Raw genomic sequence first — 16,023 nt, forward strand, 5'->3', positions numbered from 1 at the left:
TATTATGGATATTATGGAAGAAATTCAGAAATTATCGGATGAACTGGAGCAGCAGGCCCTGGCCCTGCGCCATGAAATCCACAGCCATCCGGAACTTTCCTTTCAGGAAAAACGGACTGGCCTCCTGGTCATGCGTGAGCTGGACCGCCTTGGAATCCCTTATAAGAAAAGTCCCTGCGAACCGGGCATTATCGGAACCATAGACAGCGGAAAGGCCGGAAAACACCTCTTACTGCGCGCAGATATGGATGCACTGCCAATCCAGGAGGCTACGGGACTCCCCTTTTCCTCAGAAACGCCGAATGTCATGCATGCATGCGGACACGATGTACACACTTCCAATCTTTTAACGGTGGCCGAGATATTAAACCGGGCAAAGGACAGATGGAGCGGAAAGGTGACACTGGTCTTCCAGCCCGCCGAAGAAAGAGGCGGCGGCGGCCGTGAAATGATTAAATGCGGTCTGATGGACGAAGTTCCGGACGCCTGTTTTGCCCTCCATGTGGAGAACAGCCTGCGCGGCCAAATCCTGATCGGCAGTCATTATTTAACCGCCTACTCGGACGGGTATCAAGTAACCGTCCGCGGTCGCGCGGCACACTCTTCCACTCCGGAAGAAGGCGTCGACGCTATCTACATTGCCGCTCACATCATTACCGCCCTGCACGGCATCGTATCCAGAAACATCGATCCGCTGGAAAGTTCCACGATGAATATCGGCCTGATTTCCGGAGGGAGCGCCTCCAACGTTATTGCGGATCATGTGGAGTTTCGGTGTATGCTCAGAAACCTGACAAAGGAATCACGCACCGCAATGTGTAAACAGATAGAAACCATAGCCACCGGCATCGCCTCTTCGATGGGCGGAAGCTGCGAGTGTGCATTCCACGAGGGTTATCCCGCCGTGTACAATGACGGGCAGTTCACCGCTTTTGTGACCGATACCCTGAGGGATAACGCCTCCGCCATCTGCGAAGGGATTCCCGGCAGTCTCCCCGATGATTTTCTCATTACCGGCGACCATCCGCTGCTGGGCGCAGAAGATTTCGGTTTTTACGCACAGAAGGCTCCCTCCTGCATGGTCTGGGTCGGCACCGGCGGAGGTTCCCCAAAACACAGTTCCACCTTCCAGGTGGAAGAACCGTTCCTCAAACTCTGCACCCGGACGATGGCTGCCGTCGCAGTAAACTACCTGCGAAACGGCGCCGGCGGTGAAAAGGAGTAAAACGCAGAAGCAAAAAAAACGCTGTCCCGTACAAAACTGGACAGCGTTTTTCACCATACCCAAATCAAACAACTTTGTACAATACTTAATTCCTCTTACCCCCCCAGCAGCGCATCCACCACCGCATCCGCCGACCGTTCTTCCACGGAAAGCGTCAGCCTTGGCTCATGGATGTCTTCCAGGTAATGAGCATCCGAATCGCTTAAAATGATGCACTTTTCCAGATAGGGATTACTCTTTTTAAGAGTGTGGTACTTCCCCATATCCGCTATCTCCGCCGCAGTAAAACGGCTGTCCACGGGAACGAAACCCAGGTTGGAAATCAGGCTGTTGGTCGGCTTGTCGATATGCGCGGGAAACATGACGCCTCCATAGGAGCGCACCAGTTCCCACAGGCCGTCAAATGAAATATCGGTGCTGTTGATAAGGAGATTCTCCACATGGCCGCAGACACAATCGCTGCAGTCGTAAATCTCCTGTTTTCCAAATATATCCTCCCTGTTCGTAACCGGTATCAGATGCCCGTAGACATAGGCGTCAAACTCCATCGCCGCCTCAAGCGTTTTAAAAAGGCAGACCGCGTGAACTTCCTCCGATGTGTTAATCTCCATCCCCGGGACGGCCAGGATGCCGTACTCCCCGGCCGCCGCCAGCACAGCCGGACAGTTTTTGCAGGAATTGTGGTCGGTCACGGCAATCACATCCAGCCCCTTGACCGCAGCCATTCCCGCTATATTATAGGGCGTCATATCATCGTTTCCGCAGGGTGAGAGGCAGGAATGCATGTGCAGATCATAAAACAGATTCATCATGTCAGTTTCTCCCGAGTATTCTGTAAACCTCCAGGGCTCCGTCAAAAACAGGGTCCTCCGTCCGGAGCACTGTAATTCCCTGCACTTTTGCCTTCTGCGCAGCCGTCTCATCGAGTGAAACGCCCTCCGCCAGTATAATACAGGAGACATCCGTCAGGGCCGCCACCGCCAGGGTGTTAATGTTGCCCATCACGGTCACCCACACACTGCCTTCCGGCGCCCGTCCCATCGCAATGCTTAAAAGATCGCAGCAGTAGACGCCCGTCACTTCGCGTTCCGGATCCGCCCCATCGCTGACCTTCCCGAAACGGCCGCTCTCAATCAGCTTCTCAATCAGATTGTTTAAGGTCATCTTCTATCCTCCTGGCATTCTTCTCAAGACGTGACATCTCATCAGCAATTTTATGGACACATTCGCGGAGCACATAGACGGCCTCGTCGCCGAAATTCTCCCCGTCGATCATACAGTCCGCCATGATTGTCACTTCCTCGGACAGCTTGTGGAGATTCTCCCTCAGATGGTAAATACAATCCTTCTCATCCGCCTCGCCGCGCACAATATCCTCCGCAAGCGCCTTACAGGTCGGCGCGCCGCAGGAACCGCAGTCCAGTCCGGGGAGTTTCTTGCAGATCCGCTCCACCTGGTTAAATCTGGAGAAGCTCTCCATCATCGTATTACCCAGATTGAATACCGGCTCAAATTCCACCGGCTGGGTCCAGTTGACACAGTTCCTGGCGTCTTCATTCAGATGGCTCCTGGAAACCGGCATATATTTGTGGAGCCATTTTAATTTAACTTCCGCAACATAGGGATTCTCCACCGTCAGGACGCCTCCGACACAGCCTCCGTTGCAGGCGTTCAGCTCCACGAATTTAAGGTTGGAGAATTTCTGATCCTCCATGTCCTCCAGTACGCGGATAACATTCTCGATTCCGTCGGCCGCCAGGTAGCTCTCCGTGAAAAGGCCTCCGGCCTCCCCGCTCCTTCTCCCCCAGCCTACGCCTATCTTGCCCGACTCCGTCATATCCGGAGCCTTTGAATCGACCGTCTGCATATAGGAGATCAGCTGCGGATAGATATCCTTGATCGCCAGCACCCGGTTCACCTCGCTCTTATCCGTCCCCAGAGGTGATTTTACATATGTCACCTTGGACGGACACGGGGAAATAAAGAAAATACCGATTTTCTCCCTGGGCAGTCCCGTCTTCTCCATCGCCTTCTTAACGGCAAGCTGCGCTGCCACCTCGATCGGCGGTTTTAAAGGAAGCAGGTTCGATATTAAATTAGGAAACTTCACTCTTATCAGGCGGACCACCGAAGGGCAGGCCGTACTGATGAAAGGCGCACCCGAATAATTGGCCGCTATGTATTCCCGCGTCGCTTCCGAGACCATCTCGGCGGCCGCGCTCACCTCGAATACATCGTCAAAGCCCATCAGAACCAGGCCGTTCAGCACAATATTCACGTCGTCCAGGTTATTGAACTGGCTGTACAGCGACGGGGCCGGAAGGGCCACCGTATATTCATATTGTTTTAACGAATCCAGCGGATCATAAAGAGCCAGCTTTGCGTGGTGCGGACATACGCGGATACACTCGCCGCAGTCAATACAAAACTTGCTGTTTATCTGCGCTTTTCTGTTTCTCACCCGAATTGCCTGGGTGGGGCATCGCTTGATGCAGTTAATGCATCCCTTGCAAAGCTCCGGGTCCAGACGAACGGAATGGTAAAATTTATCCATAACCTTCCCTCCTCACCCGGACAGACTGTTTTATGCAACATTGACAATCATCGTTATCGTCGTTCCAACTCCCAGTTCTGTCTGGATATCCATATAATCGGAATATTTTTTCATATTGGAAAGCCCCATGCCGGCTCCAAAGCCAAGGCTCCTGATCTCATCAGGGGCGGTGGAATATCCCTCCTTCATAGCCAGTTCGATATCGGGAATTCCAGGTCCGACATCAGCCAGGACCATCTTTATGGACTCCTGCGACACCTCCACCGTAATATCCCCGCCTTTAGCGTGGATGACCATATTGATCTCTCCCTCGTACATGGCTATCGCTACTTTTCTTATGGCGCTGGGACTGATGCCCAGTTGTTTTAACTTATTCTTAACATCACTGCTGGCCTCTCCCGCCCTTGTGAAGTCATCGGGAGATACCTTATACTGCAGTGTAATCACATCATCCATCAGATTGCACCTCCCCGCAGGCCTGCTTCATAGAGCATGCCGCAGGCAGAAAACATCCTGTGTCCCGTCTCCATAATAACAAGGCCGGTCTCCTTTGCCAAATCCAGCATAAGCTGATCCGGCTTCTTACCGCGGACAAAGATAATACAGACGATGTCCAGCATCTCGGCCGTCCTGATCACCTGCGGATTGCAGAGTCCGGTCAAAAGAATGGAATGATCCTTGGAAAATGCGAGTACATCACTCATCATATCTGCGCCGCAGGCAGTTCTCACTTCCCGATCCAGGTATTCTTCCCCAACCAGGACCCTCGCTCCCAGGACCCTGCGTGCGTCTTCTACGGTCATCATAATAATTCCTCCTCATCCTCCTGCAAAATTGTTTTATTTTTACAAAGTCCTGTATCTAGGATATCATCGTAAATAGGAATTATCAACAAAAATATTGTGGATTTTTCTGTAAGACCATGTTAAACTATTTAAAAAAGTTCAGTAATCATAAGGAGGTTAAAACATGTCCCACAAAAAAGAAGGCGTATGCTTTACCTGCACTCCAGAACAGGAGGCCGCTTTAAAGAAAGTCATTGCCGATTTAAAGGACACAGATGGCGCTTTAATGCCTATTCTGCAGCATGCGCAGGAAATCTTCGGTTATCTTCCCATCGAAGTGCAGACGATGATTTCCAATGAAACCGGCATTCCCCTTGAAAAGATTTACGGGGTAACCACATTCTATTCGCAATTCTCCCTGCAGCCCAAAGGCCAGTACCGGGTTTCTGTCTGTCTTGGAACCGCATGTTACGTAAAAGGTTCCGGCGAAATTTTCAAGAAAATCGAAGAACTGCTTGGCATCACAAACGGAGAATGCACCCCTGACGGCAAATTTTCACTGGATTCCTGCCGCTGTGTAGGCGCCTGCGGCCTTGCCCCGGTTATGATGATAAATGACGAAGTTTACGGCAGACTGACTGTGGATGACATCCCGGCCATCCTCGCAAAATATGAATGACAGTCTAAAAAACGGAAAGTGAAATAAGATTATGATGACGGAATTATCACTCAATATCCTGGATGTGGCTGAGAATTCCACAAGAGCCGGCGCAAAACTGGTTCGGATTGCGGTAGAGGCCGATTTTCCATCCGACCTTTTAACCATATCAATCTGTGACGACGGCTGCGGCATGAGCGAAGAACAGGTAAGTCAGGTGACGGATCCTTTTTTCACCAGCCGGACCACCCGTAAAGTGGGTCTTGGCGTCCCTTTCTTCAAATATGCGGCGGAAAGCACGGGCGGAAGTTTCACCATCTCCTCTGTTCCAGGCAGGGGGACCGATGTGACGGCTACCTTTGTTTTATCCCATATTGACCGGATGCCCCTCGGCGACATTACCTCAACCATACATACGCTGATTGTCTACCATCCGGATACCGATTTTGTCTACACCTACCGTTATAATGAAAAATCATTTACCCTTGACACAAGACAGTTCCGTGAGATTCTCGGAGATCTTCCCTTTGATTCACCGGAAATCTCTTCCTATATAATGGAGTATCTGACGGAAAACAAACTTGAAACTGACGGCGGCGCCCTCTATTAGGCGTCTTGGAAGCGCGATGAAAAGCGGAGGACTTTTCACCGCCGGCAACGGAGGAAAAATCTATGAAGAGCCTTGAAGAATTGAAAGCAATCCGTGAAAAGATGCAGAATCAGGTAAACTTACGCGAAGGCGGGGCAGGTTCCACACGTGTCGTAGTCGGTATGGCTACATGCGGAATCGCAAGCGGCGCAAGACCTGTATTAACCACCCTGTCCAACCTGGTCCAGGAAAAGGGCCTGACGGGCAAAGTCACGGTTACCCAGACCGGATGTATCGGCCTCTGCCAGTATGAGCCCATCGTGGAAGTTATGGAGCCCGGCAAAGAAAAAGTTACCTATATTAAGATGAATGCGGAAAAAGCGGCTGAAGTTGTGGAGCGGCACTTAATCGGCGGCCATCCGGTAGAAAAATATACATTAAATTCAGCAGATATCAAATAAACAGGAGGAAGCCAGATGTATCGTTCACACGTATTAGTCTGCGGAGGAACCGGATGTACTTCTTCCGGCAGCCAGCAGATTATGGAAACCCTAAAAGCTGAAATCGATAAAAACGGCCTCTCAGAGGAAGTCTGTGTTGTCCAGACAGGATGCCACGGCCTCTGTGCACTTGGTCCGATCATGATTGTTTATCCGGATGCCACCTTCTATGCGATGGTAAAGAACGAGGATATCCCGGAAATCGTCACCGAACATTTACTGAAGGGCCGTATTGTCACCAGGCTCCTATACAGCGAAACCGTCACACCGGCCGGAATCAAAGCCCTGACCGATACGGATTTCTATAAGAAACAGCACAGGATTGCGCTGAGAAACTGCGGTATTATCAATCCTGAAATTATCGAGGAATATATCGGTACCGGCGGCTATGAAGCCCTTGGAAAGGTTCTGACCGAGATGACGCCCGATGATGTCATCGAAACGCTTCTTGCCAGCGGACTGCGCGGCCGCGGCGGAGCCGGTTTCCCGACCGGCCTCAAATGGAAATTGGCGAAGGCCAATGACGCCGACCAGAAGTACGTCTGTTGCAACGCCGACGAGGGCGACCCCGGCGCATTTATGGACCGTTCCGTATTAGAGGGCGATCCCCACGCGGTACTTGAGGCCATGGCCATTGCAGGCTACGCCATCGGTGCAACACAGGGGTATATTTACGTCCGGGCCGAGTACCCGATCGCAGTACAGAGGCTTAAGATTGCCATTGCCCAGGCCCGTGAAATGGAGCTTCTCGGCAATGACATTTTCGGAACCGGATTCTCCTTCGACATCGACCTGCGCCTCGGCGCCGGCGCCTTTGTATGCGGCGAGGAAACGGCCCTTATGACCTCCATCGAGGGCAAACGCGGTGAGCCGAGGCCAAGACCTCCGTTCCCTGCACAGAAAGGCCTTTTTGGAAAACCGTCCATCTTAAATAACGTTGAGACACTTGCCAACATCCCGCAGATTATCTTAAACGGAGCCGAGTGGTTCACCTCCATGGGTACGGAGAAATCAAAGGGCACCAAGGTATTCGCCCTGGGCGGCAAGATACATAATACGGGTCTCGTGGAAGTTCCGATGGGAACAACGCTCCGCGAAATCGTCGAAGAGATCGGCGGCGGAATCCCGGGCGGCAAGAAATTCAAAGCCGCACAGACGGGCGGACCTTCCGGCGGCTGCATCCCGGCAGAGCATTTCGATATCCCGATCGACTACGACAACCTGATTTCCATTGGTTCCATGATGGGATCCGGCGGCCTGATTGTCCTGGATGAGGACGACTGTATGGTCGACATCGCCAAATTCTTCCTGGAATTCACGGTGGAGGAATCCTGCGGTAAATGTACGCCATGCCGTATAGGCACAAAACGGATGCTGGAAATACTCACTAAAATTACAAAGGGACAGGCTACGATGGAAGACATCGACAAGCTGGAGGCTCTCTGCTACTACGTTAAGAACAACTCGCTCTGCGGCCTGGGCCAGACGGCGCCGAACCCGGTGCTCTCCACACTTCATTATTTCCGCGACGAGTATGAAGCGCATATCAAAGAAAAACGCTGTCCGGCAGGCGTATGTAAGGCTCTCCTCTCTTACGTCATCGACCGTGACAAATGCCGCGGCTGTACGCTCTGCGCCAAGAACTGCCCGGCGGGCGCCATTATCGGAACCGTTAAGAACCCGCACATCATTGACACGGAAAAATGTATTAAGTGCGGTGCATGTATGGAAAAATGCCATTTCGGCGCAATTTACAAGAAATAGAGGAGGAAGAATCAAATGGCGGATATTACAATTAAAATCAATGGCAGGACAGTTACCGCACCGGCCGGCTCCACTATTCTGGAGGCAGCCCGCCTGGCAGGCATTGAGATTCCTACCCTGTGTTTCTTAAAGGAAATCAATGAGATCGGCGCATGCCGCATCTGTGTTGTGGAAGTAAAGGGAGCCAGAACTCTGGTTGCTTCCTGCGTATACCCAATCAATGAGGGCATGGAGGTGTGGACAAACACGCCTCAGGTGCTGGATTCCAGAAAGAAGACACTGCAGCTTCTCCTCTCCAACCACGAGAGAAAATGCCTGTCCTGCGTGCGCAGCGCAAATTGCGAACTTCAGGCGCTCTGCCGTGAGCTGGGCGTGGACGATGAAGCTTTTTACGACGGCGAGAAGACACCGTCCGAGATCGATGACAGCGCAGCCCATATGCTCCGTGACAACAGCAAATGCATCCTGTGCCGCCGCTGCTCGGCAGTCTGCGAGAATGTGCAGGGGATCGGCGTAATCGGCGCCAATGAGCGCGGTTTTGCAACCAACATCGGTTCCGCATTCAATATGGGACTGGGCGAAACGAGCTGCGTTTCCTGCGGCCAGTGTATTGCCGTTTGTCCAACAGGAGCACTTCAGGAAAAAGATTTTACAGATAAAGTATTTGCAGCAATTGCCGATCCAACCAAGCATGTCATTGTCCAGACGGCTCCCGCCGTGCGCGCCGCCCTTGGCGAAGAATTCGGCTATCCGATCGGAACCAATGTGGAAGGAAAGATGGTTTCCGCGCTGAAGATGCTGGGTTTTGACAAGGTATTCGACACCGATTTCAGCGCCGACTTAACAATTATGGAGGAGGCCCACGAATTCCTTGACCGTGTTCAGAACGGCGGAGTCCTTCCGCTCATCACCTCCTGTTCACCGGGCTGGATCAAATACTGCGAACACTATTTCCCGGATATGACGGAAAACCTGTCATCCTGCAAATCACCGCAGCAGATGTTCGGCGCCATCGCGAAGTCCTACTATGCCGAGAAAGCCGGCATTGCCCCCAAAGACATCGTATCGGTCAGCATCATGCCGTGTACGGCCAAAAAATTCGAAATCGGCCGTGACGACCAGGATGCCAACGGAATGCCGGATGTGGACATCGCCCTGACAACGAGAGAACTGGCCCGAATGATCCGCAAAGCCGGAATTAAATTTACCACGCTCGAGGATGACTCCTACGATACACCGATGGGGCTCAGCACCGGCGCCGCCACTATCTTCGGCGCAACGGGCGGCGTTATGGAAGCAGCTCTCCGTACGGCGGTGGAGACCCTGACCGGGGAAGAATTAAAAGCACTCGACTTTACCGATGTCCGCGGTACGGCAGGCATCAAGGAAGCCACTTACAATGTAGCCGGTATGGACGTAAAGGTGGCTGTAGCCTCCGGACTCGGCAATGCCAGAGAACTCCTGAATAAGGTCAAATCAGGCGAGGCCTCTTACCACTTCATCGAGATCATGGGATGCCCGGGCGGCTGTGTAAACGGCGGCGGACAGCCCCAGCAGCCGGGCCACGTGCGCAACACCGTCGACATCCGCGGACTGCGCGCAAAGGTGCTTTACGACGCCGATAAGGCTAATACAATCCGTAAATCACATGAGAATCCGGCCATTAAGGAACTGTATGCAACTTATCTTGGGGAGCCGGGCAGCGCAAGGGCTCATCATTTGCTGCATACGAGTTATGTGAAGAGGCGGATTAACGAGATATAGATTGACGGAATATAGATTAACAGAATATAGTTTTGCAGAATCGTCTGATTCAGTTCAGCATCAGCCATATCCGCGCTTCCCTCAAAAGCGGCGGTTATAAATAGGGCAGGTACACTTTTATGGTGTGCCTGCCCTCTCCTTATGTGTGGGATAGGGATTTGATTGAGAAATGAGGACGCCGCCGTCAGGCCGGGGACCGGGGTGGTGAGGGGGATCGATGAGTCTTTCGTCCCGGGCGTCAGATTGTCGCGGGCGGGGAATCCGGGCAGAAAAAGTTCCTGCGGGAAACGCTTGCGCTCGTTGGAGTACATTGGTACTAACCTCGAAAAGACCTCGGTAAGTACCAATGAACTCCCAGGTTCCCTCCGGAATCTTTTTCTCCCTTCTTCCCCGCAGGAAGGTTATGGCCGGGACGAAAGACTCCGCGAAGATAGCGGCCCGGCCCCCGGCCTGCGGCGGCTGATCTGTCCTTTTTCTTCAATGGGGGAGGCACTTACCGCTGCCACTACGTTGCTCTGGATGCCTGAAAGCTACATTCTGTTCACTATGAGACTATGAAAACTTGTAATCTTATAATCTTAGACTGTTTATTCTGATACTCTTTTTATGCAGCCCAGGATATCGTCAGAATGTAAAATAGTTATGACTATATCGCGGCCGCGACAATACCACCTCCACACTTGACGAAAGAGACAATCAGCCCCTGAAGCCGGCGGACGGCTGCCCGGCCCCCGGCCTGCGGCGGCTGATCTGTCCTATTTCTTCAATGGGGGGAGGCGCTTGTCGCTGCCACTACGTTTCTCTGGATCACTGAAAACTACATCCTGTTCGCTATGAGACTATGTAAACTTATAATCTTATAATCTTAGAGTGTTTATTTTGATACTCTTTTAATGCAACCCAAGATATCATCAGAATGTAAAAGAATCACGACTATATCGTGGCCGCGACAATACCACCTCCACACTTGACGAAAGAGACAATCAGCCCCTGAAGCCGGCGGACGGGGCAATACCTTCGCTGAGTCTTCAGTCCCGCCGACAACCTGGCCGGGGAAGGAAGGAGAAAACTTTCCGAAGGGAGACCTTGGAATCCGCCGGTGCTTGCTGAGGTTTCTCACGAAGCTAGCATCCGCTGCGCATTCCACAAGCGGAAGCGAGTCCCCGTAGGAATTTTTTCTCCTGGATTCCCCCTCACCACACCCTACTAACCGGGACTGAAGACTCATAAACAACCTCCCACTCCCCCGTCCGCCGTCTTACAGAGGCGTCCTCGCATCTCAATTAAATCCCTATTCAGCTGAACTATACAGATCATTCCCTGACTAATTAACTATAACCTTATTCCTAACAGCTATAAGGTTATAGTCAATTAGCATTATACTTTTTGCACAAATAAGTATATAATATTATTAAAAATATAGCAAAAAAACACAAACAGCAAAGGAGATGTCTTATGAGAACAAGTATTGATGTACGTAATATGTGCGAAGAGCACCAGATTAAGATGATTGATTTCAAGATGATTGACATCAACGGAAGATGGCATCACGTAACGATTCCCGTTGCCCGTTTTACCGAGGATACCTTCACCTATGGAATTGGATTTGACGGTTCTAATTACGGCTTTGCTCCTATTGAAAAAAGTGATATGGTATTTATTCCGGATCCGGATACTGCCGCTGTCGATCCTTTCGCTGAAATTCCTACTCTCACCATGAGTGGTGATGTATGTGTCATTGGCAAGGATAAGAATATTCCTTTTGATCAGTACCCCAAGAATGTATGTAAGAAATCCGTGGAGTATATGAAGGAACAGGGAATAGCCGACGAGATGTTAATTGGCCCGGAATTTGAATTCTATCTTTTTGATCATGTAAGCTATCAGGTTACTCCGCAGAAGAGCTCCTATACGGTAGATACAAAACAGGCCGAGTGGAACAGCGGACGCGATGATATCCCCAACAACGGCTATGAAGTCGGATACAAAGGCGGTTATCACGCAACTGCCCCGCAGGATATCGGTTTTGACATAAGAAATAAGATGTGTCTGGCGCTGGAGGACTGGGGCGTGAAGGTGAAATACCACCATCACGAAGTCGGCGGCCCCGGCCAGATGGAGATCGAAGTCGAACTTGGCGATCTCGTTACTATGGCCGATAACACGATGATTATCAAATATGTGATTCAAAATACAGCGGCAAAAGAAGGAAAGACGGCTACTTTCATGCCGAAACCCATTTATAAAGAAGCCGGTAACGGCATGCATGTACATATGCTGCTGAAGAAAGACGGCCAGCCCATTTTCTATGATGAAAACGGCTACTCCTGTCTCAGTGAAACTGCCCATTATTTTATGGGAGGACTGCTGAAGCATATTGCTTCCCTGTGCGCCTTTACCAACCCATCCACCAACTCCTTTAAGCGTCTGGTTCCCGGATATGAGGCGCCGGTAACTATTGGATATGCAACCTCCAACCGAAGCGCCGTAATCCGTATCCCGGCTTACGCAAAGTCTCCTGATACAAAACGCTTCGAGATCAGAAACCCGGATGGCACGGCAAACCCATATTATGCCTATGCCGCCCTTCTGATGGCTGGACTGGATGGAATTAAGAATAAGATTGATCCTCATGAAAATGGCTGGGGACCGTATGACTTTAACCTGTATCATCTGACCGAGGAGGAGAAGAAAAAAATCAAAGGACTGCCGAAATCCTTGGGTGAGGCACTGGATGCGCTGGAAACCGACCATGAGTACCTGACAGCCGGAGGCGTATTCCCCGAAAGGCTGATTGAGATTTGGCTGGAGCAGAAAAGGAAAGAACTGGCGGAGATGGAGCAGATTCCGAATCCGGCGGAGTTTAAGATGTATTATGATTTGTAGGATTTGCTGTGAGTGATAATTCTCACAGACTATATAAGGTGTGGAGTAAAACAGTCGGTAGCCCGCAGGAATATAGCGTTCCCCTGTGGGCTGCCGGCTACAAAGCAGGCTATTATCAAACAGACTAACTTAAGTATACTTCTCTATGCTTTTGTAAATGAATACTTTCTAAATTATATATTATTTTTTTCTTTATCTTATGCCCATATCTGGAAGATTCTGATAAACTCATAAGTATTAGTTAACAAAGCAAATGCACCTTTATTATCAAAGTCTTAATTATTGAGGCATTTACTAATACACTTCCTAATTTCTTCCATTAACACATTTCTTTTAATCAATAAAAATAGCACCATTATAATTATAACCAAATATCTTAGTAAGGGATGCTTATATAACAGCAAAAACAATGCACTAACAAACGTAAAAATAGCTGTAATTTTGAAAAGAATAATATTATTGTAAGGTTGTTTCCCCGCACATTGTTCGCAACAAATTTTACGCATAAAAACGTAGTGAATTACCGCATATACTAAATAACACATTAAAGTTGTATATCCGGCCGCGTAGTATCCATATTTCCCAATAAAAAAGTAATTTAAAATAATATTTAGAATTGCCCCCATTACTGTTGCTATTGCAATTAACTTTGTCTTTTCATAATAAAATTCAAATTTCGCGAATAAATCATAGGCAAACATAAAATAGACACTTAAAGCAATCGGAGGAATCACCCATATTGCATCAAGATATGACTTTGGTGCAAACATTGCTACCACCTCCGGCGCAAACGCAATTAGAATAAGATTTACAGTGCCAATGAAAATAAGAGCTGGATAAGCAATATTTGAGATATCTTCTATTTCATTATCTCTGATTTTTCTATATAGCCAAGGACTGATGGTTTGCATTAGTGCTGTATTAAACAGTGTCATTATAAGCGAAATTGAGTAAGCTAGGCTGTATATACCTGCGGTTTCAGCATTTACCATGCGTTCTATCATAATTCTATCTGCACTGTTTAGAACTGTCTGTGAGAGATAATGCGGTATCAATGGAATATTAAAAGCCAATGCATGGCTCCAGTATTTTTTAGAATATAACTTTTTTCTTCTTCGGATTTGCTTTATGAACAAACCAGTATATACAACAATACCAGTTATTGCCAAACTCATTATTCGAGCAGTCGCTTTGTCCTTTAAAGTCATAACGAGAACGATGCCGGATATCGGCGCAAAAACAGAGGCTATCAGAGTTATCGTTACTAATTTCAAATATTTCAATTCGGCACGCTGTTCCGATGCCCAAAATTCAAAACTGGCCGTTGTCCATATAATTACGAGCATAGCAAGCATTTGCTCTGTATTCAATGATAACAAAGAATTCCAAAATTCGCGAGTCACCAAGTAGAATACTGTCCATACAGTTATTAATAGCAGTGTGAGTCCATTCATCGATGATGAAAAAACTTTTCGATCTGCTTCATATTTTACTAATCCTTGATTATAAACTCCCCATGACAGATTCAATGACACAAAAATTGTAATTATTCCCTGCCAAGCTGTAAAAACATTAAATCTACCATATTCCGCTGCTGACATCAGACGAGTAAAAATCGGTGTCGTTATTATAGAGATAGCTTTTTGCATGAAGGAACAGATTAAGAACCACATAGATGCTTTCATCGCAAGCGGAAAACATCTGTATTTTTCTATAATTTTTTGTACCATAAATTGATATCCTTTTCAAAAACAATCACTTTGCTGTGTCATAAATGTTTAAGAATTGTTCCAAACAATAAAGCTGCCATTTTTGATTTCCACTTAATCTGTCCATTTCAATGTCATCTCTAAATTCAATCCTTGACGGCCCTTTCCAAGTTTTGAAATATTCATCAACAGGTCGAGGCATTGGCACTTTATTAGGAACTGGAATCTCGGGATATTTTTTCGCCATCAATTCTCGAATTAGATACTTAGGTTCTCCGTTGCGCACACGGTTGAGGTCTAACTCATCAGCCATCTTAAGCCTAGCATATGGATCATAATAAGGCATTTTGGCAACTCCAAACGCATTTAAATAAGAGCTGGACGATTCAATTGAAAAAACCTCATCCATAAATTTCAAAAAATCTATCTTATCTCCGTACACTCGGTATCGCTCAAACAAGTATTGCATGCTTATCGGTTCAATAAGAGCATCTTCGGGTTTCATAAATATATAGCGCTCCATAAATTCATTAAAAGTCCAATCTTTGGCTAAAAGGCCATCCATACCACCAAAAATCAAATCGCTACTCTCTCCCACAAACATCATCTCAATACCGTCGGCCTTAGCCTGTAACGCGGCCTGTAATATCTGAGGTTCAATTGAATGTACAGGAGCACACTTTGCCTTCATTACAGGTCCAAGATAAGCAACAACTGTATCCCAAGATATATCAACATAATGAAGTTTCAACCCATAATATTTTGCATAATACTCAGCCCTACTGAGTTCTTCTCTCTGAAACTCTCCATCAAGAAAACGAAATGTATAGGCATCCGAACCGGTAAGATAAGACGCAACAATTGCAGAATCCATTCCTCCCGAAAGAAGAATGCCTTTTTTCTTATCCTTAAATTGTATAATTTGCTTTTCAATCTCATTCCCAATATCATCAGCTGTTTTTACAATAATCCTTTCTTCTTTTGGAAAAGGGATAATATTCTTGTGATGCCCTCCTTCATAAAACTCCTTATCATTATCCACAATATAACGAAAAGCTAGATACGAACTCATGCAATACTTCTTATCAACCATTATTATCTCCTAATTTACTATTATCTGTTTCTATATTTTTATTACTTTCTTCATTTATCAGGTTCTTAGAAAAATCGCTAGTCCATCCCCGAATCCCATTAAGTGTCTGTGTTATTTTTGTAGATGAAATCCCTTTGGTATATGGAAAATATATTATTTTAATGCCTTCTTCTCTAAATTCCTTCTCATATTCCTTCCATTTTTCTGTGCCATACCAGTCATCACCTACAAATAATACAGTAGCACCCAATTTTTTACACATTGTTATTTTATCCATATTATCTTGTGGGACAACTGCATCTACATACTTTATACTCCTCACAATTTCCAGTCTGTCTTCAAAAGGAATAAGTGCATGTTTTCCCTTATATGTAACCAAATCATCTGTTGTAATGCCTACAATAAGCTTATCACACATTCCCTTTGCGTTTTTTAACAAATTTAAATGACCAATATGGAATAAATCATAAACGCCAGCCGTATATCCAATAATCAT

16 protein-coding genes are annotated in these 16,023 nt (G+C 47.8%); 7 read left to right on the forward strand and 9 right to left on the reverse strand.

Features of this window, described 5'->3' with window-relative positions; all coding sequences use genetic code 11:
- The first annotated feature begins 4 nt into the window (after positions 1-4).
- On the forward strand, positions 5-1,225 hold the full coding sequence (locus tag EJL91_RS05110) for a M20 metallopeptidase family protein (protein ID WP_125140852.1): 1,221 nt from the start codon (positions 5-7) through the stop codon (positions 1,223-1,225).
- Positions 1,226-1,320: 95 nt separating this feature from the next.
- On the opposite strand, the gene EJL91_RS05115 is transcribed toward EJL91_RS05110, so the two are convergent.
- Genes EJL91_RS05115 through EJL91_RS05135 form a run of 5 tightly spaced genes read right to left on the reverse strand, consistent with a single transcriptional unit; the run spans position 1,321 to position 4,585 of the window.
- The gene (locus tag EJL91_RS05115) at positions 1,321-2,037 is read right to left on the reverse strand and encodes a PHP domain-containing protein (protein WP_125140853.1); all 717 of its coding nucleotides are present in this window, start codon (positions 2,035-2,037) and stop codon (positions 1,321-1,323) included.
- A gap of 1 nt (position 2,038) precedes the next feature.
- Positions 2,039-2,389, reverse strand: a complete 351-nt coding sequence (locus EJL91_RS05120) for a hypothetical protein (RefSeq protein ID WP_125140854.1) — start codon at positions 2,387-2,389, stop codon at positions 2,039-2,041.
- Entirely contained in the window at positions 2,367-3,779 is a 1,413-nt protein-coding gene (locus tag EJL91_RS05125; RefSeq protein ID WP_125140855.1) for a [Fe-Fe] hydrogenase large subunit C-terminal domain-containing protein, read from the reverse strand. The genes EJL91_RS05120 and EJL91_RS05125 overlap by 23 nt, the downstream gene beginning before the upstream one ends.
- Before the next feature lie 30 nt (positions 3,780-3,809).
- On the reverse strand, positions 3,810-4,235 hold the full coding sequence (locus EJL91_RS05130) for an ATP-binding protein (protein WP_125140856.1): 426 nt from the start codon (positions 4,233-4,235) through the stop codon (positions 3,810-3,812).
- Positions 4,235-4,585, reverse strand: a complete 351-nt coding sequence (locus EJL91_RS05135) for a DRTGG domain-containing protein (protein ID WP_330627897.1) — start codon at positions 4,583-4,585, stop codon at positions 4,235-4,237. Before EJL91_RS05135 ends, EJL91_RS05130 begins: the two co-directional genes overlap by 1 nt.
- A gap of 163 nt (positions 4,586-4,748) precedes the next feature.
- Between EJL91_RS05135 and EJL91_RS05140 the strand changes: the two genes are divergently transcribed.
- The 5 genes from EJL91_RS05140 (at position 4,749) to EJL91_RS05160 (ending at position 9,839) form a co-directional block, all read left to right on the forward strand.
- Positions 4,749-5,243: an NADH-quinone oxidoreductase subunit NuoE family protein gene (locus EJL91_RS05140; protein WP_125140857.1), complete on the forward strand. Its 495-nt coding sequence runs from the start codon at positions 4,749-4,751 to the stop codon at positions 5,241-5,243.
- Positions 5,244-5,274: 31 nt separating this feature from the next.
- Positions 5,275-5,832, forward strand: coding sequence for an ATP-binding protein (locus EJL91_RS05145; protein ID WP_125140858.1), 558 nt, complete (start codon positions 5,275-5,277; stop codon positions 5,830-5,832).
- Positions 5,833-5,894: 62 nt separating this feature from the next.
- Positions 5,895-6,272: a (2Fe-2S) ferredoxin domain-containing protein gene (locus EJL91_RS05150; RefSeq protein ID WP_125140859.1), complete on the forward strand. Its 378-nt coding sequence runs from the start codon at positions 5,895-5,897 to the stop codon at positions 6,270-6,272.
- A 15-nt stretch (positions 6,273-6,287) separates the two neighbouring features.
- A complete protein-coding gene (gene nuoF, locus EJL91_RS05155; RefSeq protein ID WP_125140860.1) occupies positions 6,288-8,075 on the forward strand; it encodes an NADH-quinone oxidoreductase subunit NuoF in 1,788 nt (595 codons plus the stop codon).
- Positions 8,076-8,090: 15 nt separating this feature from the next.
- Positions 8,091-9,839 (forward strand): NADH-dependent [FeFe] hydrogenase, group A6, encoded by a 1,749-nt coding sequence (locus EJL91_RS05160; protein ID WP_125140861.1) that lies wholly within the window; start codon positions 8,091-8,093, stop codon positions 9,837-9,839.
- Here the strand turns inward: EJL91_RS05160 and EJL91_RS05165 are convergent.
- Positions 9,809-10,150, reverse strand: coding sequence for a hypothetical protein (locus tag EJL91_RS05165; protein ID WP_125140862.1), 342 nt, complete (start codon positions 10,148-10,150; stop codon positions 9,809-9,811). The two genes, EJL91_RS05160 and EJL91_RS05165, sit on opposite strands and share 31 nt — an antisense overlap.
- A gap of 1,144 nt (positions 10,151-11,294) precedes the next feature.
- Here EJL91_RS05165 and glnA point away from each other — a divergent pair.
- Positions 11,295-12,725, forward strand: a complete 1,431-nt coding sequence (gene glnA, locus EJL91_RS05170; RefSeq protein WP_125140863.1) for a type I glutamate--ammonia ligase — start codon at positions 11,295-11,297, stop codon at positions 12,723-12,725.
- A 275-nt stretch (positions 12,726-13,000) separates the two neighbouring features.
- Here glnA and EJL91_RS05175 read toward each other — a convergent pair whose 3' ends face one another.
- The 3 genes from EJL91_RS05175 to EJL91_RS05185 are packed head-to-tail and all read right to left on the reverse strand — an operon-like array spanning position 13,001 to position 16,023.
- The gene (locus EJL91_RS05175) at positions 13,001-14,455 is read right to left on the reverse strand and encodes a lipopolysaccharide biosynthesis protein (protein ID WP_125140864.1); all 1,455 of its coding nucleotides are present in this window, start codon (positions 14,453-14,455) and stop codon (positions 13,001-13,003) included.
- 25 nt (positions 14,456-14,480) lie between these two features.
- A complete protein-coding gene (locus EJL91_RS05180) occupies positions 14,481-15,527 on the reverse strand; it encodes an asparagine synthase-related protein (RefSeq protein WP_125140865.1) in 1,047 nt (348 codons plus the stop codon).
- Positions 15,520-16,023, reverse strand: coding sequence for an FAD synthase family protein (locus tag EJL91_RS05185; protein ID WP_125140866.1), 504 nt, complete (start codon positions 16,021-16,023; stop codon positions 15,520-15,522). Before EJL91_RS05185 ends, EJL91_RS05180 begins: the two co-directional genes overlap by 8 nt.

Origin of the sequence: Clostridium transplantifaecale (genome assembly GCF_900626075.1) — a bacterium.
GTDB lineage: Bacteria > Bacillota > Clostridia > Lachnospirales > Lachnospiraceae > Otoolea > Otoolea transplantifaecalis.